The organism is Enterobacter sp. BNK-29 (assembly GCF_048684785.1).
Lineage (GTDB): Bacteria > Pseudomonadota > Gammaproteobacteria > Enterobacterales > Enterobacteriaceae > Enterobacter > Enterobacter cloacae_M.
The window spans coordinates 1,557,603-1,579,464 of record NZ_JBLQTU010000001.1; the positions used below are offsets into that span (position 1 = coordinate 1,557,603).

At 57.0% G+C, this 21,862-nt stretch carries 16 protein-coding genes; 9 read left to right on the plus strand and 7 right to left on the minus strand.

What is annotated here, in order from left to right:
• The first annotated feature begins 51 nt into the window (after positions 1-51).
• The 4 genes from holC to ahr all read left to right on the plus strand — a co-directional run bounded on the left by holC (position 52) and on the right by ahr (position 5,080).
• Positions 52-495: a DNA polymerase III subunit chi gene (holC, locus tag ACMGGX_RS07420; RefSeq protein WP_008502815.1), complete on the plus strand. Its 444-nt coding sequence runs from the start codon at positions 52-54 to the stop codon at positions 493-495.
• Positions 495-3,350, plus strand: coding sequence for a valine--tRNA ligase (locus tag ACMGGX_RS07425; RefSeq protein WP_420298237.1), 2,856 nt, complete (start codon positions 495-497; stop codon positions 3,348-3,350). The genes holC and ACMGGX_RS07425 overlap by 1 nt, the downstream gene beginning before the upstream one ends.
• Positions 3,351-3,473: 123 nt before the next feature.
• A complete protein-coding gene (locus ACMGGX_RS07430; RefSeq protein ID WP_182382755.1) occupies positions 3,474-3,977 on the plus strand; it encodes a GNAT family N-acetyltransferase in 504 nt (167 codons plus the stop codon).
• 83 nt (positions 3,978-4,060) lie between these two features.
• The gene (gene ahr, locus ACMGGX_RS07435) at positions 4,061-5,080 is read left to right on the plus strand and encodes an NADPH-dependent aldehyde reductase Ahr (RefSeq protein WP_033146757.1); all 1,020 of its coding nucleotides are present in this window, start codon (positions 4,061-4,063) and stop codon (positions 5,078-5,080) included.
• A 92-nt stretch (positions 5,081-5,172) separates the two neighbouring features.
• On the opposite strand, the gene ACMGGX_RS07440 is transcribed toward ahr, so the two are convergent.
• Positions 5,173-6,819, minus strand: coding sequence for a dihydroxyacetone kinase subunit DhaK (locus ACMGGX_RS07440; protein WP_319876795.1), 1,647 nt, complete (start codon positions 6,817-6,819; stop codon positions 5,173-5,175).
• A 138-nt stretch (positions 6,820-6,957) separates the two neighbouring features.
• Between ACMGGX_RS07440 and ACMGGX_RS07445 the strand changes: the two genes are divergently transcribed.
• Entirely contained in the window at positions 6,958-8,460 is a 1,503-nt protein-coding gene (locus ACMGGX_RS07445) for a helicase HerA-like C-terminal domain-containing protein (RefSeq protein ID WP_023309371.1), read from the plus strand.
• Here the strand turns inward: ACMGGX_RS07445 and ACMGGX_RS07450 are convergent.
• Positions 8,440-9,381, minus strand: coding sequence for a TIGR01212 family radical SAM protein (locus tag ACMGGX_RS07450; protein ID WP_420298238.1), 942 nt, complete (start codon positions 9,379-9,381; stop codon positions 8,440-8,442). The genes ACMGGX_RS07445 and ACMGGX_RS07450 overlap by 21 nt on opposite strands.
• Before the next feature lie 687 nt (positions 9,382-10,068).
• On the opposite strand from ACMGGX_RS07450, the gene gltB reads away from it, so the two are divergent.
• Positions 10,069-14,529, plus strand: coding sequence for a glutamate synthase large subunit (gltB, locus tag ACMGGX_RS07455; RefSeq protein WP_181593941.1), 4,461 nt, complete (start codon positions 10,069-10,071; stop codon positions 14,527-14,529).
• A gap of 9 nt (positions 14,530-14,538) precedes the next feature.
• Positions 14,539-15,957 carry a glutamate synthase subunit GltD gene (gltD, locus tag ACMGGX_RS07460; protein ID WP_023309377.1) on the plus strand — a complete coding sequence of 473 codons (1,419 nt, stop codon included), beginning with the start codon at positions 14,539-14,541 and terminating at the stop codon, positions 15,955-15,957.
• A gap of 29 nt (positions 15,958-15,986) precedes the next feature.
• Here the strand turns inward: gltD and sspB are convergent, their stop codons facing one another.
• From sspB to zapE, 5 genes are all read right to left on the minus strand, one after another.
• Complete coding sequence (gene sspB, locus ACMGGX_RS07465) at positions 15,987-16,484, minus strand: ClpXP protease specificity-enhancing factor (RefSeq protein WP_024906337.1); 498 nt, start codon at positions 16,482-16,484, stop codon at positions 15,987-15,989.
• 5 nt (positions 16,485-16,489) lie between these two features.
• Positions 16,490-17,128 (minus strand): stringent starvation protein SspA, encoded by a 639-nt coding sequence (sspA, locus tag ACMGGX_RS07470; protein WP_014885418.1) that lies wholly within the window; start codon positions 17,126-17,128, stop codon positions 16,490-16,492.
• A 308-nt stretch (positions 17,129-17,436) separates the two neighbouring features.
• Complete coding sequence (gene rpsI, locus ACMGGX_RS07475; protein ID WP_003860436.1) at positions 17,437-17,829, minus strand: 30S ribosomal protein S9; 393 nt, start codon at positions 17,827-17,829, stop codon at positions 17,437-17,439.
• 15 nt (positions 17,830-17,844) lie between these two features.
• Positions 17,845-18,273 carry a 50S ribosomal protein L13 gene (rplM, locus tag ACMGGX_RS07480; RefSeq protein WP_006178824.1) on the minus strand — a complete coding sequence of 143 codons (429 nt, stop codon included), beginning with the start codon at positions 18,271-18,273 and terminating at the stop codon, positions 17,845-17,847.
• A gap of 291 nt (positions 18,274-18,564) precedes the next feature.
• Positions 18,565-19,689 carry a cell division protein ZapE gene (gene zapE / locus ACMGGX_RS07485; RefSeq protein ID WP_181593943.1) on the minus strand — a complete coding sequence of 375 codons (1,125 nt, stop codon included), beginning with the start codon at positions 19,687-19,689 and terminating at the stop codon, positions 18,565-18,567.
• A 189-nt stretch (positions 19,690-19,878) separates the two neighbouring features.
• Between zapE and zapG the strand changes: the two genes are divergently transcribed.
• Entirely contained in the window at positions 19,879-20,277 is a 399-nt protein-coding gene (zapG, locus tag ACMGGX_RS07490; protein WP_008502832.1) for a Z-ring associated protein ZapG, read from the plus strand.
• 171 nt (positions 20,278-20,448) lie between these two features.
• Positions 20,449-21,816 carry a serine endoprotease DegQ gene (degQ, locus tag ACMGGX_RS07495; RefSeq protein ID WP_181593944.1) on the plus strand — a complete coding sequence of 456 codons (1,368 nt, stop codon included), beginning with the start codon at positions 20,449-20,451 and terminating at the stop codon, positions 21,814-21,816.
• The last annotated feature ends 46 nt before the right edge of the window (positions 21,817-21,862 follow it).

Here is a 21,862-nt window from a genome sequence, read left to right on the forward strand (position 1 = left end):
GCGTAGCGCCACCCGGCTTTGCATTTAAATCCACGACAAGAAGCCCCATATATGAAGAATGCAACGTTCTACCTTCTGGACAACGACACCCATCAGGATGGCCTCAGCGCCGTAGAACAGCTGGTGTGTGAAATTGCCGCAGAACGTTGGCGCGCAGGTAAACGCGTTCTGATTGCCTGTGAAGATGAACAGCAGGCGATTCGCCTGGATGAAGCGCTGTGGGCGCGCCCGCCGGAGAGTTTTGTGCCGCATAACCTGTCGGGCGAAGGCCCGCGCGGCGGTGCACCGGTTGAAATTGCCTGGCCGCAAAAGCGCAACAGCAGCGCGCGCGATATTCTGATTAGCCTGCGGATAGATTTTGCAGATTTTGCCACCGCTTTCACAGAAGTGGTAGACTTTGTCCCTTACGAAGAATCTTTGAAACAACTGGCGCGCGAACGCTACAAAGCGTACCGCCTGGCTGGTTTTAACCTGAATACGGCAACCTGGAAATAATGGAAAAGACATATAACCCACGCGATATCGAACAGCCGCTTTACGAGCACTGGGAACAGCAGGGCTATTTCAAGCCTAACGGCGACGAAAGCAAAGAGTCCTTCTGCATCATGATCCCGCCGCCGAACGTCACCGGCAGTTTGCATATGGGTCATGCTTTCCAGCAGACCATCATGGACACCATGATCCGCTACCAGCGCATGCAGGGTAAAAACACCCTGTGGCAGGCGGGGACTGACCACGCGGGTATCGCGACCCAGATGGTGGTTGAGCGTAAAATTGCCGCTGAAGAAGGAAAAACCCGCCACGACTACGGTCGCGACGCGTTCATCGACAAAATCTGGCAGTGGAAGGCGGAATCCGGCGGCACCATTACCCGTCAGATGCGCCGTCTCGGCAACTCCGTGGACTGGGAGCGCGAGCGCTTCACCATGGACGAAGGCCTGTCCAACGCCGTTAAAGAAGTCTTCGTCCGCCTGTACAAAGAAGACCTGATTTACCGTGGCAAACGCCTGGTAAACTGGGATCCAAAACTGCGCACCGCCATCTCTGACCTGGAAGTGGAAAACCGCGAGTCTAAAGGCTCCATGTGGCACATCCGCTATCCGCTGGCCGATGGCGCAAAAACCGCAGACGGTAAAGATTACCTGGTGGTCGCAACGACCCGTCCGGAAACCCTGCTGGGCGATACCGGCGTGGCCGTTAACCCGGAAGATCCGCGTTATAAAGATCTGATCGGCAAATTCGTGGTGCTGCCGCTGGTAAACCGCCGTATTCCGATTGTGGGCGACGAACACGCCGATATGGAAAAAGGCACCGGCTGCGTAAAAATCACCCCTGCACACGACTTCAACGACTATGAAGTTGGCCGTCGTCACGCCCTGCCGATGATCAACATTCTGACCTTCGACGGTGATATCCGCGAAAGCGCAGAAGTGTACGACACCAAAGGCAACGAATCCGACGTTTATTCCAGCGACATCCCGGCTGAGTTCCAGAAGCTGGAGCGTTTTGCCGCGCGTAAAGCCATCGTGGCAGCCGTTGACGCGCTCGGCCTGCTGGAAGAGATCAAACCTCACGATCTGACCGTGCCGTACGGCGACCGTGGCGGCGTGGTTATCGAGCCAATGCTGACCGACCAGTGGTACGTGCGTGCCGACGTGCTGGCGAAACCGGCTGTCGAAGCGGTTGAGAACGGCAGCATTCAGTTCGTGCCGAAGCAGTACGAAAACATGTACTTCTCCTGGATGCGCGACATTCAGGACTGGTGTATCTCCCGTCAGCTGTGGTGGGGTCACCGTATTCCGGCGTGGTACGACAACGAAGGCAACGTTTACGTTGGCCGTAGCGAAGACGAAGTGCGTCAGGAAAACAACCTGAGCGCAGACGTTGCGCTGCGTCAGGACGAAGACGTGCTGGACACCTGGTTCTCCTCCGCGCTGTGGACCTTCTCCACCCTCGGCTGGCCAGAAAACACCGACGCGCTGCGTCAGTTCCACCCAACCAGCGTGATGGTGTCCGGCTTCGACATTATCTTCTTCTGGATTGCCCGCATGATCATGATGACCATGCACTTCATCAAAGACGAAGACGGCAAGCCGCAGGTTCCGTTCCATACCGTCTACATGACCGGTCTGATCCGCGACGATGAAGGCCAGAAGATGTCCAAGTCCAAGGGGAACGTGATTGACCCGCTGGACATGGTTGACGGTATCTCTCTGGAAGATCTGCTGGAAAAACGTACCGGTAACATGATGCAGCCACAGCTGGCTGAGAAAATCCGCAAGCGCACCGAGAAGCAGTTCCCGAACGGGATCGAGTCTCACGGTACCGACGCCCTGCGCTTCACCCTGGCGGCACTGGCCTCAACCGGTCGTGACATCAACTGGGACATGAAGCGTCTGGAAGGTTACCGTAACTTCTGTAACAAGCTGTGGAACGCCAGCCGCTTCGTGCTGATGAATACCGAAGATCAGGATTGCGGCTTCAACGGCGGCGAGATGACGCTGTCTCTGGCAGACCGCTGGATCCTGGCGGAATTCAACCAGACGGTGAAAGCGTTCCGCGAAGCGCTGGACAGCTACCGCTTCGATATCGCGGCGGGCATTCTGTATGAATTCACCTGGAACCAGTTCTGCGACTGGTATCTGGAGCTGGCGAAGCCGGTGATGAACGGCGGCACTGAGGCTGAACTGCGCGGCACGCGCAACACGCTGATTACCGTTCTGGAAGGCCTGCTGCGCCTGGCGCATCCGGTCATTCCATTCATCACCGAAACCATCTGGCAGCGCGTCAAGGTGATTGCGGGCATCAACGCCGATACCATCATGCTGCAGCCGTTCCCGGAATTCGATGCGGCCAAGGTTGATGAAGCGGCGTCCGCAGATACCGAATGGCTGAAACAGGCGATCGTTGCGGTACGTAACATCCGTGCTGAAATGAACATCGCCCCTGGCAAACCGCTGGAGCTGCTGCTTCGTGGCTGCAGCGAGGCTGCCGTTCGTCGCGTCACCGAGAACAACACTTTCCTGAAGACCATGGCGCGTCTGGAAAACATCACCGTGCTGCCTGCGGATGACAAAGGTCCGGTTTCCGTGACCAAAATCATCGACGGTGCCGAGCTGCTGATCCCGATGGCGGGCCTGATCGACAAAGACGCCGAGCTGGCTCGTCTGGCGAAAGAAGTGGCAAAAGTCGACGTGGAAATTGGCAAAATCGAAAGCAAGCTGGCGAACGAAGGCTTTGTCGCCCGCGCGCCGGAAGCGGTCATCGCGAAAGAGCGTGAGCGTCTGGTTGCTTTCGCCGATGCGAAGACCAAGCTGATCGAGCAGCAGGCGGTTATTTCCGCACTGTAATGCTTTTACCCCTTACGCTTCAGGGCGTAAGGGGTATCCTTCCTGAAAACTCCTCGCTTGCACTCCCCTTTCTGCGGTGCTATTAACAGCAGTTATGTGTCAATTTTTGTTATGAGTAATGCTATGAGCGTGATTACCCCCGTCGCGACGACGATGCGCCGGATCGCTGAGCAGGATAACCCGGCAATCGCCGCCGTTATCCGCACCGTTTCTGCCGAATATGGCCTGACGGCTGACAAAGGCTACACGGTTGCTGACCCGAACCTGGACGAGCTTTACCAGCTCTACAGCCAGCCAGGGCATGCCTACTGGGTAATCGAGCAGAACGGCCTGGTGGTGGGCGGCGGCGGCGTGGCGCCCCTCAGCTGCAGCGAGCCGGATATCTGTGAACTACAGAAAATGTATTTCCTGCCAACGGCGCGCGGGCAAGGACTGGCAAAAAAGCTGGCGCTGATTGCGCTGGACCACGCGCGCAAGCAGGGTTTTACACGCTGCTACCTTGAAACAACCGCTTTCCTCAAAGAGGCCATCGGCCTGTATGAACATTTGGGCTTTGAGCATATCGATGCACCGCTGGGCTGTACCGGCCACGTTGATTGCGAAGTCAGAATGCTGAAAAGTCTGTAACTTTCGTTCCTGCCCTCTTCTGTTAAGCGGCTGTAAACTGAATGCTCTACACTCTCAGTTCACACCACAACGGGGGAAACACGATGTCGAAGATAAAAAGCTACGCCGCACCGCAGGCGGGTGCAGAACTTGAGCTGTACGAGTACGATGCGGGCGAACTAAAAGCAGAAGACGTCGAAGTACAGGTTGATTACTGCGGGATCTGCCACTCGGATCTCTCGATGATCGACAACGAATGGGGCTTCTCCAGCTATCCGCTGGTTGCCGGGCACGAAGTTATTGGCCGCGTCGTGGCGCTCGGTAGCGCCGCGCAGGACAAAGGGCTGAAAGTGGGCCAGCGCGTGGGCATTGGCTGGACGGCACGCAGCTGCGGCCACTGCGATGCCTGTATCAGCGGCAATCAGATCAACTGCCTTGAAGGCGCCGTTCCCACCATTCTGAACAAAGGCGGTTTTGCCGACAAACTGCGCGCCGACTGGCAATGGGTGATCCCGCTGCCGGACAGCATTGATATCGAATCCGCCGGTCCGCTGCTGTGCGGCGGTATCACCGTCTTCAAACCCCTGCTGATGCACCATATCACCGCCACCAGCCGCGTGGGCGTCATTGGTATTGGCGGTCTGGGCCATATCGCTATCAAGCTGCTGCACGCGATGGGCTGTGAAGTCACGGCGTTCAGCTCGAACCCGGCGAAAGAGAAAGAAGTGCTGGCGATGGGTGCGGATAAAGTCGTGAACAGCCGCGATCCTGACGCGCTTAACGCGCTGGCGGGTCAGTTTGACCTGATCATCAACACCGTGAACGTGGATCTCAACTGGCAGCCGTACTTTGAGGCGCTGGCCTACGGCGGTAACTTCCATACCGTAGGTGCCGTGATGAAGCCGCTGCCGGTTCCGGCGTTTACCCTGATCGGCGGGGATCGCAGCGTGTCAGGCTCCGCGACCGGTACGCCGTTTGAGTTGCGCAAGCTGATGAAGTTTGCCGGACGCACCAAAGTGGCCCCGACCACCGAACTGTATCCGATGTCGAAAATCAACGAAGCAATCCAGCACGTGCGTGACGGCAAAGCCCGCTACCGCGTGGTATTGAAAGCGGATTTTTGATGTGACATAGGCGGGGAATGTGCGGCCTGATGCCCTCACCCCAACCCCCTCCCACAGGGAGAGGGCGTACACACTAAAAACGGTAACGGTCGTTACCGTTTTGCATCTACCAGGGCCTTAAACACCTCCGCCACCGCGACCGCACCGGGATCCATTACCCCATCCAGATTCTCTTTATTCACATACGATGAGCGTCCCGCGCCGGCTTTCGCCATTTTCGCCGTTGCTTCGGCACCGTGCTGTGCGGCCTTCGCCGCTGCCTCGATATCGCCTTTCAGCAACGCCTCCAGCGCCGGCTGCAGCGCGTCGATCAGGGTACGATCGCCAAGATCTGCTCCACCGTACTGCTTCATCTGCGCCAGCCCGCTGAGCAATGCCTCGGCTAGCGGCTGACCATCGTGAAGCTTTTGCCCGGCCGCGGTGAAGAAGATCGACATCAGCACCCCGCTCGATCCGCCCATCACCGTCGCCAGCCGCTCGCCCACCAGCAGCAGCAGCGTCGATAGGTTATCAAGCGGGAGCTTGCGATCCTCCAGACGCTGCGCAATATCCCGCGCCCCTTGCGCAAAAGTGGAGCCGGTATCGCCGTCGCCCACTTTGGCATCCAGCGCGTTCAGTCGGTTTTCCAGCTGGAGCAGCGTTTTCGTCACCGAGGAGACATACTCGCCCACCCGCAGATTGTCCGACGGGGTGTATTCCACGCGATCGTGAATGGCGGTATGCGCCACGGTGCGCAGTGGCGCAAACGCCACGGGCTTTTGCCAGCCCAGCGTTTCAACCTCGGCGTGAATCGCCTTTTCAAAGAAATCGTTGAGCTTCAGCAGCGTGAGCGAAAAGCCCTTCATGTCCAGCGCGCTCACCAGCGGCGCGGGGCCTATCAGGTACGCGATCTCCTCTTTCAGCGCCGAATGCGCCAGTTCTTTGGTCAGCAGCGCCATCTCCAGCGCCGATACGCCGCCGAGATTGTTAATCAATACCGCAAACCGCCCTTCTCCCGCCTGCGCGCGTAACGGCGTCACCAGCGTGTCGATAATGGCTTTACTGTTCTGCGTATCCACGACGGAAGCACCGGGCTCGCCGTGAATGCCCAGCCCCAGCTCGACATGGCCCTGCTTAATGCGCCCCTCTTCCTCGTCGCTGCCCGGCAGGTTGCACGTTTGCATCGCAACGCCCAGGCTCCAGAGGTTATCGCAGGCCTGTTGCGCAATATCCCGCACCTCGCTTAGCGATTTACCGTGCTCCGCCGCATAGCCCGCAATCTTGTGCACAAGTGCCGTACCGGCAATACCGCGCGGCTGTTTGTTATCCGGCAGCGCGATATCGTCCGCCACGATCGCCATCTCCACCTTGAGGCCGTAGCGTTTGGCCTTTTCTGCCGCGAGGCCAAAGTTCAGGCGATCGCCGGTGTAGTTTTTGACGATCAGCAGACAGCCGCGATCGCCCGTGACCGCCACAATGGCGTTCAGCACCGCATCCACGCTCGGCGAGGCAAACAGATCGCCACACACTGCCGCCGTCAGCATCCCTTTGCCAACAAACCCGGCGTGCGCGGGTTCGTGGCCTGAGCCGCCGCCGGAGATCACCGCCACGCGGCTTTTGTCCCAGTCTCCACGTGCGACGATCCTGATGGCCGGATCGATATCAAGTTTGACGAGGTTTGCGTGTGGCGCAGAAAGCAGTATGCCTTCAATGGCATCGTTGACCAGCTGTTTGCGATCGTTAAAGAAGAATCTGGACATCGTTTCCCACTATTTTTGTGAACCGTATGCAAAAGCATAGTCCGCGCTGGATAATGCGCCGCAAAGTCAGGAATTTACTCAACCAAATTGCGGTCAGGTTGCCTATACTCCACCCAGGACTAAGAGAGGAAGCGCATCATGAGTACACCATTGTTAATTGCCCGGACGCTGGAAAAAGAGCTGTATTTACTGCCTGCGATGGCGAACCGCCACGGTCTGATCACCGGAGCGACCGGGACAGGGAAAACCGTCACCCTGCAAAAGCTGGCGGAGTCGCTTTCGGAGATTGGCGTACCGGTCTTTATGGCTGACGTGAAAGGCGATTTAACCGGTGTGGCTCAGGAAGGTACGGCCTCTGAGAAACTGCTTGAACGGCTGAAGAATATTGGCATCACGGACTGGACGCCGCATAACAATCCGGTGGTAGTGTGGGATATCTTTGGTGAGAAAGGCCACCCGGTGCGCGCCACCGTCTCCGATCTCGGCCCGCTGCTGCTGGCCCGTCTGCTTAACCTCAACGACGTGCAGTCCGGCGTGCTGAATATTATCTTCCGCATTGCCGACGATCAGGGGCTGCTGCTGCTTGATTTCAAAGATCTGCGCGCCATTACCCAGTACATCGGCGATAACGCCAAATCCTTCCAGAACCAGTACGGCAATATCAGCAGCGCTTCGGTGGGTGCCATTCAGCGCGGGTTATTGACGCTGGAGCAACAGGGCGCCGAGCACTTCTTCGGCGAGCCGATGCTGGATATCAAAGACTGGATGCGCACCGACAGCAGCGGTAAAGGCATCATCAACATTCTGAGCTCCGAGAAGCTCTACCAGATGCCAAAGCTCTACGCCGCCAGCCTGCTGTGGATGCTCTCTGAGCTCTACGAACAGTTACCCGAAGCGGGCGATCTGGAAAAACCGAAGCTAGTCTTCTTCTTTGACGAAGCGCACCTGCTGTTTAACGACGCGCCGCAGGTATTGCTGGATAAAATTGAACAGGTCATTCGCCTGATCCGCTCCAAAGGCGTTGGCGTCTGGTTTGTTTCACAAAACCCGTCGGATATCCCGGATAACGTGCTCGGTCAGCTCGGTAACCGCGTGCAGCACGCCCTGCGCGCCTTTACGCCGAAGGATCAGAAAGCGGTGAAAGCCGCCGCGCAGACCATGCGCGCTAATCCTGCCTTTGATACCGAAGCGGCGATTCAGGCGTTAGGCACCGGTGAAGCGCTGATCTCATTCCTGGATGCGAAGGGCAGCCCGTCCGTGGTAGAACGCGCCATGGTGATCGCGCCCTGCTCGCGCATGGGACCCGTTACCGACGATGAACGTAACGGCCTGATTAACCACTCTCCGGTTTACGGGAAGTACGAAGACGAGGTTGATCGCGAGTCCGCGTTCGAGATGCTGCAAAAAGGGGTGCAGGCGACCACCGAATCCCAGGATGCGCCTGCCGCTAAAGGGCAGTCCGTCGCCGTGGATGACGGTATTCTCGGGGGGCTCAAAGACATCCTGTTCGGCAGCACCGGGCCGCGCGGCGGCAAGCGCGACGGCGTGGTACAAACCATGGCGAAAAGCGCGGCGCGACAGGTCACCAATCAGATAGTGCGCGGCATGCTGGGAAGTCTGTTAGGCGGCCGTCGCCGGTAGACGGGGAACCCACGGGCGGCCAAGCGCCGAGCCCTGAACACCGTTCTCCTGCAGGTAGCGGTCGATTTCCACCATCCCCGTCCAGCGGTTCTCACACCATAGCGGTGCCAGAAGCGTTGGACGGCGGGCGCTGGCCGAGATGCGGTGGTAGACAATTTCCGGCGGGGTGTGGCGAATCATCTCCCCCGCCGTCACCGTATAGTCCTCAAGCTCAATACAGCTTAACCGCCCGGCTTCCCAGGCTTTCGCCATAATGCTTCCCGTAACGATATGCAGCGGGTGCAGCTTAATGCCGTCCACGCCGGTCTCAACCACCTTTTCCAGCGTCTCCAGGCCGTGCTGCTGCCCTTCACCCGGCAAGCCGACAATCAGGTGCGAGCAGACCTTCAGCCCGCGCTCGCGGGCCAGGCGCGTGGTGCGCTGGTAGCAGGCGAAATCATGGCCACGGTTAATACGGTGCAGGGTTTTGTCATGCGCGGTTTGCAGGCCCAGCTCCAGCCAGATCTCGTAGCCTTGTTCTTTGTACTCGCTGAGCAGGTCCAGCACCGCGTCCGGTACGCAGTCCGGACGCGTGCCCACGCACAGCCCAACGATGTTAGCCTGGCTGACGGCCTGCTGATACATAGAGCGCAGCACCTGCACTTCCGCCCACGTGCTGGTGTAGGCCTGAAAATAGGCCAGATACTGCTTCGCGCGGTTCACCTGGCTTGCCTGATGGGCAAGCTGTTCAGCGATAGATTTATGCTGCTGGGCTTCGTCAGCAAAGGACGCAACGTTACAGAAGGTGCAGCCGCCGCGCCCGATGGTGCCATCGCGATTCGGGCAGCTAAACCCGCCGTGCAGCGTCAGCTTATGAACCTTTTGCCCGTACCGCTGCAAAAGATCCCCACCAAACATATTGACTAATTTCTGTAACTGCATAATCTGATAGACCGTCCCGGAGAAAGGGGACAAGCCTGCCACTTTTAGCCTCTGTCGGCGATGACCTGGATCAATCGCCCTGGACGGCTTTTATCTATATGAATAAATACTCAGGATTACTGCAATTTCATTCACGCCATTCGTGATTACTTTTCCTTATGTTCTGATTGTTTTTTTCATTTATAGCGCCACCACTGAAAAACAGTGGGTTTATGCGGGTTTGCAGCCTATACCAGATTATTATTCTGCTATAAAACGGCTATTCAGCACGCTACATTGATAATACCGCTTTCATATAGTGAGTCAGATCACACTCCGCTGCGTCCTGCCAGGGCATGCAATCAATGTAAAAATAGTTAAATACCATTTAATTTCAAATGCATAAACTCTCTTTAGCACATTTTTGTATAAATAAGATTGCCATTTGACCTGTGTACCAATTCCCGATAAGTTGGAAATCCGCTGGAAGCTTTCTGGATGAGCGGCCTGCTCATCATATTTATGCAGTAATTGAGATTCCCTCTGAAGCAAGTCCTCAAACTTGTTTACCTGCGCGAAAGGATGAAAAAGAGGGCGAATGCGAGGTCCGCGTATGAAACGCAAACCCCGTCGCCATGCTCTTTCTGTGCCTGTGCGCCACGGTAAAGTTCAGTGGGAAGCCCGACGAGCCTGGGGAGGTTCACTGATATGTTGTACGATAAATCCCTTGAGAAGGATAACTGTGGTTTCGGCCTGATCGCCCACATAGAAGGCGAACCTAGCCACAAGGTAGTGCGTACTGCTATTCACGCACTGGCCCGAATGCAGCACCGTGGCGCTATTCTTGCCGATGGTAAAACGGGCGACGGTTGCGGCCTGCTGCTGCAAAAACCGGATCGTTTCTTCCGCATCGTGGCGGAAGAGCGCGGCTGGCGTTTAGCCAAAAACTACGCTGTCGGCATGCTGTTCCTGAACCAGGATCCTGAAAAGGCTGCCGCCTCACGCCGCATCGTCGAAGAAGAACTTCAGCGTGAAACCCTGTCGATTGTCGGCTGGCGCAATGTGCCAACCAACGAAGGGGTTCTCGGTGAAATCGCCCTCTCCTCGCTGCCTCGTATTGAACAGATTTTCGTCAACGCGCCTGCGGGCTGGCGTCCGCGTGATATGGAACGCCGTCTGTTTATTGCCCGCCGCCGCATTGAAAAACGTCTCCAGGACGATAAAGAGTTCTACGTCTGTAGCCTCTCTAACCTGGTGAACATCTATAAAGGTCTGTGTATGCCGGCTGACCTGCCGCGCTTCTACCTGGACCTGGCGGACCTGCGTCTGGAATCGGCCATTTGCCTGTTCCACCAGCGCTTCTCCACCAACACCGTTCCGCGCTGGCCGCTGGCTCAGCCGTTCCGCTACCTGGCGCACAACGGCGAGATCAACACCATCACCGGTAACCGCCAGTGGGCCCGCGCCCGTACCTATAAGTTCCAGACGCCGCTGATCCCTGACCTGCACGATGCCGCGCCGTTCGTGAACGAAACCGGCTCTGACTCCAGTTCAATGGATAACATGCTGGAACTGCTGCTGGCGGGCGGGATGGATATCGTGCGCGCCATGCGTCTGCTCGTGCCACCGGCCTGGCAGAACAACCCGGATATGGACCCCGAGCTGCGCGCGTTCTTCGACTTTAACTCCATGCACATGGAGCCGTGGGACGGCCCGGCGGGCATCGTCATGTCCGACGGCCGCTTTGCCGCCTGTAACCTGGACCGTAACGGTCTGCGTCCGGCGCGCTACGTCATCACCAAAGACAAGCTCATCACCTGCGCCTCTGAAGTCGGTATCTGGGATTACCAGCCTGACGAAGTGGTCGAGAAAGGCCGCGTCGGTCCGGGCGAGCTGATGGTGATCGACACCCGCGGAGGTCGCATTCTGCACTCTGCCGAAACCGATCACGATCTTAAAAGCCGCCATCCGTACAAAGAGTGGATGGAGAAAAACGTCCGTCGCCTCGTGCCGTTCGAAGATTTATCGGATGAAGAAGTGGGTCGTCGCGAACTGGACGACGATACGCTTGCAAGCTTCCAGAAACAGTTTAACTACAGCGCGGAAGAGCTGGACTCTGTTATTCGCGTACTGGGTGAAAACGGCCAGGAAGCGGTCGGCTCCATGGGGGACGATACCCCATTTGCCGTGCTCTCCAGCCAGCCGCGCATCATCTATGACTATTTCCGTCAGCAGTTCGCGCAGGTGACCAACCCGCCGATCGACCCGCTGCGCGAAGCGCACGTGATGTCGCTGGCCACCAGCATCGGTCGCGAGATGAACGTCTTCTGCGAGGCAGAAGGCCAGGCGCACCGTCTGACCTTTAAATCGCCGATCCTGCTGTACTCCGATTTCAAACAGCTCACCACCATGAAAGAGGAGCACTACCGCGCCGACACGCTCGATATTACCTTCGACGTGACCGAAGCGAGCCTCGAAGAGACGGTGAATGCGCTGTGTGACAAAGCCGAACAGATGGTGCGTAACGGTACCGTTCTGCTGGTGCTGTCCGACCGCAATATCGCGAAAAACCGTCTGCCGGTGCCTGCCCCGATGGCTGTTGGCGCTATCCAGACGCGTCTGGTCGACAAGAGTCTGCGCTGTGACGCCAACATCATTGTGGAAACCGCCAGCGCCCGCGACCCGCACCACTTTGCCGTGCTGTTAGGCTTTGGCGCGACGGCGATCTACCCGTACCTGGCCTACGAAACGCTGGCCCGTCTGGTGGATACCCGCGCGATCGACAAAGATTATCGCGCGGTGATGCTGAACTACCGTAACGGCATCAACAAAGGTCTGTACAAGATCATGTCCAAAATGGGCATCTCGACCATTGCCTCCTACCGCTGTTCGAAGCTGTTTGAAGCGGTCGGCCTGCATGACGAGGTCGCCAACCTCTGCTTCCAGGGCGTGGTCAGCCGCATCGGCGGCGCCGGTTTTGCTGACTTCCAGCAGGATCTGGTGAACCTGTCCAAACGCGCCTGGCTGGCACGTAAGCCGCTGGATCAGGGCGGTCTGCTGAAATACGTTCACGGCGGCGAATACCACGCCTATAACCCGGACGTGGTGCGCACGCTGCAGCAGGCGGTTCAGAGCGGCGAATACAGTGATTACCAGCAGTACGCTGAGCTGGTAAATAACCGTCCGGCGGCAACGCTGCGCGACCTCATTGCCCTGAATCCGGGTGATGAAGCGGTCAGCATTGACGAGGTTGAGCCTGCATCCGAGCTGTTCAAACGCTTCGACACCGCGGCGATGTCCATCGGCGCGCTGAGCCCGGAAGCCCACGAAGCGCTGGCGGAAGCCATGAACAGCATCGGCGGCAACTCCAACTCCGGCGAAGGCGGTGAAGATCCGGCGCGTTACGGCACCAACAAAGTGTCCCGTATCAAGCAGGTGGCATCCGGTCGCTTTGGCGTGACGCCTGCGTACCTGGTCAACGCCGACGTGATCCAGATTAAAGTCGCTCAGGGTGCTAAACCTGGCGAAGGCGGCCAGCTGCCGGGTGATAAAGTTACCCCGTACATCGCCAAACTGCGCTATTCCGTGCCGGGCGTGACGCTGATCTCCCCGCCGCCGCACCACGATATCTACTCTATCGAGGACTTAGCGCAGCTGATTTTCGACCTGAAGCAGGTCAACCCGAAGGCGATGATCTCCGTGAAGCTGGTTTCCGAACCGGGCGTCGGCACCATCGCTACCGGCGTGGCGAAAGCCTATGCGGATCTTATCACCATCGCCGGCTATGACGGCGGCACCGGCGCAAGCCCGCTCTCCTCCGTGAAATACGCGGGCTGCCCGTGGGAGCTTGGCCTGGTGGAAACCCAGCAGGCGCTGGTGGCGAACGGTCTGCGTCACAAGATCCGCCTGCAGGTGGACGGCGGCCTGAAAACCGGTCTCGACATCATTAAAGCGGCGATCCTCGGCGCGGAAAGCTTCGGCTTCGGTACCGGCCCAATGGTTGCGCTCGGCTGTAAATACCTGCGTATTTGCCACCTGAACAACTGCGCAACCGGCGTTGCTACCCAGGACGAGAAGCTGCGTAAGAACCACTATCACGGTCTGCCGTTCAAAGTGACCAACTACTTTGAGTTCATCGCCCGCGAAACCCGCGAGCTGATGGCGCAGCTGGGCGTGAAACGCCTGGTGGACCTGATTGGCCGTACCGACCTGCTGAAAGAGCTGGACGGTTTCACTGCTAAGCAGCAGAAGCTTGAGCTGTCTAAGCTGCTGGAAACCGCGCAGCCGCACCCTGGCAAAGCGGTCTACTGCACCGAGAACAACCCGCCGTTCGATAACGGCGTGCTGAACGCGCAGCTGCTGCAGCAGGCGAAACCGTACGTGGACGACAAGCAGAGCAAAACGTTCTGGTTTGATATCCGCAACACCGACCGCTCCGTGGGCGCCTCCCTCTCCGGCTACATCGCGCAAACGCACGGTGACCAGGGGCTGGCGGCGGATCCGATTACCGCGCACTTCAGCGGTACCGCGGGTCAGAGCTTCGGCGTATGGAACGCAGGCGGCGTTGAGCTGTACCTGACCGGCGATGCCAACGACTACGTCGGTAAAGGCATGGCAGGCGGTCTGCTGGCGGTGCGTCCTCCGGTCGGCTCAGCCTTCCGCAGCCATGAAGCCAGCATCATCGGTAACACCTGCCTGTACGGCGCGACCGGCGGTCGTCTGTTTGCAGCAGGCCGTGCGGGCGAGCGTTTTGCGGTGCGTAACTCCGGTGCTATCACCGTGGTGGAAGGCATTGGCGATAACGGTTGTGAATACATGACGGGCGGGATTGTTTGCGTTCTGGGTAAAACCGGCGTGAACTTCGGCGCGGGCATGACGGGCGGTTTTGCGTACGTCCTGGACGAAGACGGTGAGTTCCGCAAACGCGTGAACCCGGAGCTGGTAGAAGTGCTGGACGTTGATACGCTGGCCATTCACGAAGAACACCTGCGCGGTTTGATTACCGAACACGTGCAGCATACCGGTTCTTCGCGCGGCGAAGAGATCCTGGCGAACTGGCCGGCGTTCTCTGCGAAATTCGCGCTGGTTAAGCCGAAGTCCAGCGATGTTAAAGCCCTGTTGGGTCACCGTAGTCGTAGCGCAGCAGAGCTGCGCGTGCAGGCGCAGTAAGGAATTCAGATGAGCCAGAACGTATACCAGTTTATCGACCTGCAGCGTGTTGATCCGCCAAAGAAACCGCTGAAGATCCGCAAAATTGAATTTGTTGAAATCTACGAGCCGTTTTCAGAAGGCCAGGCCAAGGCACAGGCAGACCGCTGCCTGTCCTGCGGTAACCCTTACTGCGAATGGAAATGTCCGGTACACAACTACATCCCGAACTGGCTGAAGCTGGCCAACGAAGGGCGTATATTTGAAGCCGCCGAGCTGTCTCACCAGACCAACACCCTGCCGGAAGTGTGCGGCCGCGTGTGCCCTCAGGACCGTCTGTGCGAAGGTTCCTGTACGCTGAACGACGAGTTCGGCGCGGTGACCATCGGCAACATCGAGCGCTATATCAACGATAAAGCGTTCGAGATGGGCTGGCGTCCGGATATGACCGGCGTGAAGCAAACCGACAAGCGCGTGGCAATCATCGGTGCGGGCCCGGCGGGCCTGGCCTGTGCGGACGTGCTGACCCGCAACGGCGTGAAGGCGGTGGTCTTTGACCGCCATCCGGAAATCGGCGGTCTGCTGACCTTCGGTATTCCGGCCTTCAAGCTGGAAAAAGAGGTCATGACCCGTCGCCGTGAAATCTTCACCGGTATGGGCATTGAGTTCAAACTGAACGTGGAAGTGGGTCGCGACGTGCAGCTCGACGACCTGCTGAAGGATTACGACGCCGTGTTCCTCGGCGTGGGCACCTATCAGTCCATGCGCGGCGGTCTGGAGAACGAAGATGCGCCGGGCGTGTACGATGCGCTGCCGTTCCTGATTGCCAACACCAAGCAGATCATGGGCTACGGCGAAACCGCCGATGAGCCGTTCGTCAGCATGGAAGGCAAACGCGTGGTGGTGCTGGGCGGCGGTGATACCGCGATGGACTGCGTGCGTACCTCCATTCGTCAGAATGCGGCACACGTGATCTGCGCCTACCGTCGTGACGAAGAGAACATGCCGGGCTCTAAACGCGAAGTGAAAAACGCGCGTGAAGAGGGCGTGGAGTTCCAGTTCAACATCCAGCCTCTGGGTATTGAAGTGAATGCCAACGGTAAAGTGAGCGGCGTGAAGATGGCGCGCACTGAGATGGGCGCACCGGATGCGAAAGGCCGTCGTCGCGCCGAGATCGTAGCCGGTTCTGAGCACGTCATCCCGGCCGATGCCGTAGTGATGGCGTTCGGTTTCCGTCCTCACAGCATGGAATGGCTGGCGAAGCACAGCGTCGAGCTGGATTCGCAGGGCCGCGTGATTGCGCCAGAAGGCAGCGATAACGCATTCCAGACCAGCAACCCGAAAATCTTCGCCGGTGGCGATATCGTTCGCGGTTCTGACCTGGTGGTAACGGCGATTGCCGAAGGTCGTAAAGCGGCTGACGGGATCCTGAACTACCTGGAAGTGTAAAAAAAAACAGGCCCGATTGGGCCTGTTTTTTATTTCACGACGCGAAGAGCCGGACGACCACCGCGCGGAGGCGGATCGTCATCAGGGTCATTGTCGTCGTGATGATCGGGTTTATCACCATCGATAAGTGACATCACCGTGTCGCTTTCGCGCTCATCGGATGCGTTGTCATCATTCAGGCTGGCAACATCTTCATCATACGCCGCTTCCGGCTCGAACATGGTACCCGCACCGTTTTCACGCGCGTAGATAGCCAGCACGGCTGCCAGAGGTACGGAAACCTGACGCGGCACGCCGCCGAAACGCGCGTTGAAGCGCACTTCATCGTTTGCCAGCTCCAGGTTACCCACCGCACGCGGCGCAATGTTCAGTACGATCTGCCCGTCACGCGCATATTCCATAGGAACCAGCACGCCCGGCAACGTCACATCCACAACCAGGTGCGGCGTGAGCTGGTTATCCAGCAGCCATTCATAGAAGGCGCGCAGCAGATAAGGACGGCGTGGGGTAAGTTGTGACATTTCCACAGTCATTAGCCTCGGCCGAGACGCATTTCACGTTCCGGTTCAGTTAAAGATGCCAGGAAAGAGTCGCGTTCAAATACGCGAGTCATATAGCCCTTCAGCTCTTTCGCGCCAGGACCGCTGAACTCTACGCCCAGGGTTGGCAGACGCCACAGCAGCGGTGCCAGGTAGCAATCCACCAGGCTGAACTCATCGCTCAGGAAGAATGGTTTCTGACCAAACACAGGAGCGATCGCCAGCAGCTCTTCACGCAGTTGTTTACGTGCAGCGTCAGCTTCAGAAGCAGAACCGCTGGTAATCACGTTCATCAGCGAGTACCAGTCTTTTTCGATACGCTGCATGTACAGGCGGCTTTCACCACGCGCGACAGGGTAAACAGGCATCAGTGGCGGATGCGGGAAACGCTCATCCAGATATTCCATAATGATACGGGATTCCCACAGGGTCAGCTCGCGATCCACCAGCGTCGGTACGCTTTGGCTCGGGTTGAGATCGATCAGATCCTGAGGCGGGTTATCCTTTTCCACATGCTCGATCTCAAAACTGACACCCTTCTCGGCCAGCACGATACGAACCTGATGGCTATAAATGTCAGTAGGACCAGAAAACAGCGTCATTACCGAACGTTTGTTGGCAGCGACAGCCATGAAAACCTCCAGGTATATTCAGAATTTTTACTGCTACCAGCCCAACAGGGGCCAGCCAGATGTTGTATCGCCCATCCCAGAGAAAACACATTGTTCAAGAAACGAACAAAAATCGAGTATTCACCGATATTTGGGCAGAAAATTGGATGATAGTTTACCAGATTTTGATGGCTTTGTGGTGAGGGGATTCTGGAAATGTGGAAAAAGAGAAGATATATGCATGGATATTGTGGATAACCTGCGCATTATCCATAAAAAAACCCGCCGAAGCGGGTTTTTCGCCAATCGTTCTGCGTAAGCAGAATGGATTAACGTTTGGAGAACTGTGGACGACGACGTGCTTTACGCAGACCCACTTTCTTACGTTCAACCTGACGCGCGTCACGAGTAACGAAGCCAGCTTTACGCAGTTCAGAACGCAGGGATTCGTCGTACTCCATCAGAGCGCGGGTGATACCGTGACGGATCGCACCAGCCTGACCGGAGATACCACCACCTTTAACGGTGATGTACAGATCCAGTTTTTCTACCATGTCAACCAGTTCCAGCGGCTGGCGAACTACCATGCGGGCAGTTTCGCGACCGAAGTATTGTTCCAGAGAACGCTGGTTGATTACGATTTTACCACTGCCCGGTTTGATGAAAACGCGAGCTGCGGAACTTTTGCGGCGACCAGTGCCGTAGTATTGATTTTCAGCCATTGCCTATAATCCCGATTAGATGTCAAGAACTTGCGGTTGCTGTGCCGCGTGGTTGTGCTCGTTGCCTGCGTAAACTTTCAGTTTACGGAACATAGCACGACCCAGCGGGCCTTTTGGCAGCATGCCTTTAACCGCGATTTCAATCACACGCTCAGGACGGCGGGCAATCATCTCTTCAAAGGTCGCTTCTTTGATACCACCGATGTGGCCAGTGTGGTGATAGTACACTTTGTCAGTACGCTTGTTGCCGGTTACAGCAACTTTATCAGCGTTCAGAACGATGATGTAATCACCGGTATCAACGTGCGGAGTGTATTCCGCTTTATGCTTACCGCGCAGGCGACGAGCCAGTTCAGTAGCCAGACGGCCCAGAGTTTTACCGGTCGCGTCAACAACATACCAGTCGCGCTGTACGGTTTCTGGTTTAGCTGTAAAAGTTTTCATTAAAAGCTTACCCAAATAATAAGTTACACGTTGGTGAACACCCAAACGTTTAGTCAGTTGAGGTTCACACGACAAAGTCCGGCAAACCTACCCCTTCGAATAGCACATGCCGACACATAGAAAGTTTCGGGAAAAAAACCTTCTCGTAACGTGGGGTCGCAAGATTATAGAGAAGTTGAGGTCAAAGATCGACCCTTAAATGTGATTTGGAATGGGTTTTTCGGGGGTGTGTATTGTGCGGTCTGGTGCCCTCACCCCCAGCCCCTCTCCCACGGGAGAGGGTGGCATTTGTTACGGCATATGCTCCAGCTTCAGGTATTCCTCACTCTGCATCTCCTGCAGGCGCGACAGGCAGCGCTGGAACTCAAACTTCAGCCGCTCGCCCTGGTAAATCTCATATAAAGGTACCTCGGCGCTGACCACCAGCTTGACGTGGCGCTCATAAAACTCGTCCACCAGCGCAATGAAGCGTCGTGCTTCGCTCTCCATCAGCCGCGTCATCACCGGCACGTCCAGTACCATCACGGTGTGGAACAGACGCGAAAGCGCAATGTAGTCGTGCTGGCTGCGGGCATCCACGCAGAGCGTCGTAAAGGAGACAGCCAGCGTTTGGTTTTCGACGCCAAGCGTGGGCAGCGGTCGATGGTTAATCTCGAGTTCCGGGGCGTGCTCGCGTTTTGCTCCCGCCAGCGCCAGCCAGAGTGTATCCATCTCGCGGGTGGTATCGGCATTTAACGGCGAAAGCCACAGGTGCGCCTGGGTCAGCGTGCGCAGACGATAATCAACACCGGCATCGACGTTCATGATGTCGCAGTGCTGCTTGATGGCATCGATGGCGGGCAGGAAGCGTGCCCGCTGCAGGCCGTTACGATAGAGCTCATCCGGCGGGATATTCGACGTGGCCACCAGCGTGATCCCGCGGGCAAATAGCGCTTTCATCAGACCGCCTAGCAGCATGGCATCGGTGATGTCGGACACAAAAAACTCGTCGAAGCAGAGCACGTCGGTTTCAGCTTTGAACCTGTCGGCCACAATCTCCAGCGGATCGCTCTTGCCCTGTAATGCGGTCAGCTCTTCATGCACTCGCAGCATAAAACGATGGAAGTGCAGACGCTGCTTACGTGCGCCAGGCAGGCTCATGTAAAACAGGTCCATCAGCCAGGTTTTTCCGCGACCGACCCCGCCCCACATATATAAACCGCGTACAGGCGCGTGAGCCTGTGGCGCTTTTTTACCGAGCAACCGCCCAAATGCCGCCTTTAGCCCACCGTTCTGTTCAACTTCAGCGGGTTTTGCCGTGAGCTCCTGATAAATCATCTCCAGACGGTTTACCGCCTCACGTTGAACGTCATCAGGCTGATGAGTGCCCTCGTTAAGGGCCAGTTGATATCGCGATGCAGGGGACAGGTTTTGCATAATCTTATTGTTATTCCTTCAATTAACGCTCACCAGCAGACGTGACTGATGAAAAAAAGGCCGTTCTACACTACGCGATGATACGTCAGGATTCCACTTCTGCAGAAATAGCGGTTATAGTGGCATTATCAGGCACAGGCAGGAGCCGAGCCAACACCCTACGGAACAACAAGACAACGGGAGAAGTTCATGACCTGGGAATATGCGCTAATCGGTTTAGTCGTCGGCATCGTCATCGGTGCTGTGGCCATGCGTTTCGGTAATCGCAAATTGCGTCAGCAGCAGTCACTGCAGTACGAACTGGAAAAGAACAAAGCCGAGCTGGAAGAGTATCGTGAAGAGCTGGTCAGCCATTTTGCCCGTAGCGCCGAGCTGCTGGACAACATGGCAACCGACTATCGTCAGCTGTATCAACATATGGCAAAAAGCTCCAGCAGCCTGCTGCCGGAAATGACCGCGGAAACCAACCCGTTCCGCAACCGTCTGGCTGACTCTGAAGCCGGTAACGATCAGGCGCCCGTTCAGATGCCTCGCGACTATTCCGATGGCGCATCCGGCCTGCTGCGCGGCGGTGTAAAACGCGATTAATCGCACAACCTGAATTTATTTTACGGGCGCAGCGATTGCGCCCGTCCTTTCCTGATGACCCCAGCTATCATTTAGTTAAACACCTCATTGTTCAGCGGTTTAAAATTCAATAACATCAACGTGTTTTTAGGGCCGTTTTTCCTTTATTCCAGGTTACGAGAGTCAACATCGATGAAGAAAAAAAACCAGCTGTTGAGCGCTATCGCGTTAAGTGTCGGGTTATCTCTCTCGGCGTCCGTCCCTGTATTTGCCGCCATTCCCTCCCAGGTGCCTGGCCAGGCGGCTATTCCAAGCCTCGCGCCAATGCTGGAAAAAGTGTTGCCTGCGGTCGTCAGCGTTCAGGTTGAGGGCACCGCAGTACAAAGCCAACGCGTCCCTGAAGAACTGAAAAAATATTTCGGCGATGAGTCTCCCGACCAGCAGGCGCAGCCTTTTGAAGGCCTGGGCTCTGGCGTCATTATTGATGCGGCAAAAGGCTATATCCTGACCAACAATCACGTCATCAGCCAGGCGGATAAGATCAGCGTCCAGCTGAACGATGGCCGTGAATTTGATGCCAAACTGATCGGCGGCGATGACCAGAGCGACATCGCGCTGCTGCAGGTACAAAACCCAAGCAACCTGACCCAGATTGCCATCGCGGATTCAGACAAACTGCGCGTCGGCGATTTTGCCGTCGCCGTCGGCAACCCCTTTGGCTTAGGGCAGACCGCCACCTCCGGGATCGTCTCGGCGCTGGGACGCAGCGGCCTCAACCTGGAAGGGCTGGAAAACTTTATCCAGACCGATGCATCAATCAACCGTGGTAACTCCGGCGGAGCATTGCTTAACCTTAACGGCGAGCTGATTGGGATTAACACGGCTATTCTGGCCCCGGGCGGCGGCAGCATCGGGATCGGTTTTGCTATCCCCAGCAATATGGCCAAAACCCTGGCGCAGCAGCTGATCCAGTTCGGTGAAATCAAACGCGGGCTGCTGGGTATTAAAGGTATGGAGATGAGCGCGGATATCGCAAAAGCGTTCAATATCAACGTACAGCGCGGGGCGTTTGTCAGTGAAGTGCTGCCAAACTCCGGCTCGGCAAAAGCGGGCGTGAAATCAGGGGATGTGATCGTCAGCCTGAACGATAAACCGTTGAACAGCTTTGCAGAACTGCGTTCACGGATTGCCACGACGGAACCTGGCGCCAAAGTGAAGCTGGGCCTGATACGTGACGGTAAGCCGCTTGGCGTTGAAGTGACGCTGGATAAGAGCACCTCTTCCTCGGCCAGCGCGGAGCTTATCGCCCCGGCGCTACAGGGGGCTACGTTGAGCGACGGGCAGCTGAAGGACGGCACGAAAGGCATTAGCATCGATACCGTCGAGAAGAGCAGCCCTGCCGCACAGGCCGGATTGCATCAGGATGACGTGATTATCGGTGTCAACCGCAACCGCGTGCAGTCTATTGCCGAACTGCGCAAGGTGCTGGAAAGTAAACCGGCGGTTATTGCCCTGCAGGTCATGCGTGGCAATGAGTCCATCTATATTCTGTTGCGCTAAGCATTTGCGACCCGGACATCACCGCTGCGTGTGATGTCCGGATAAC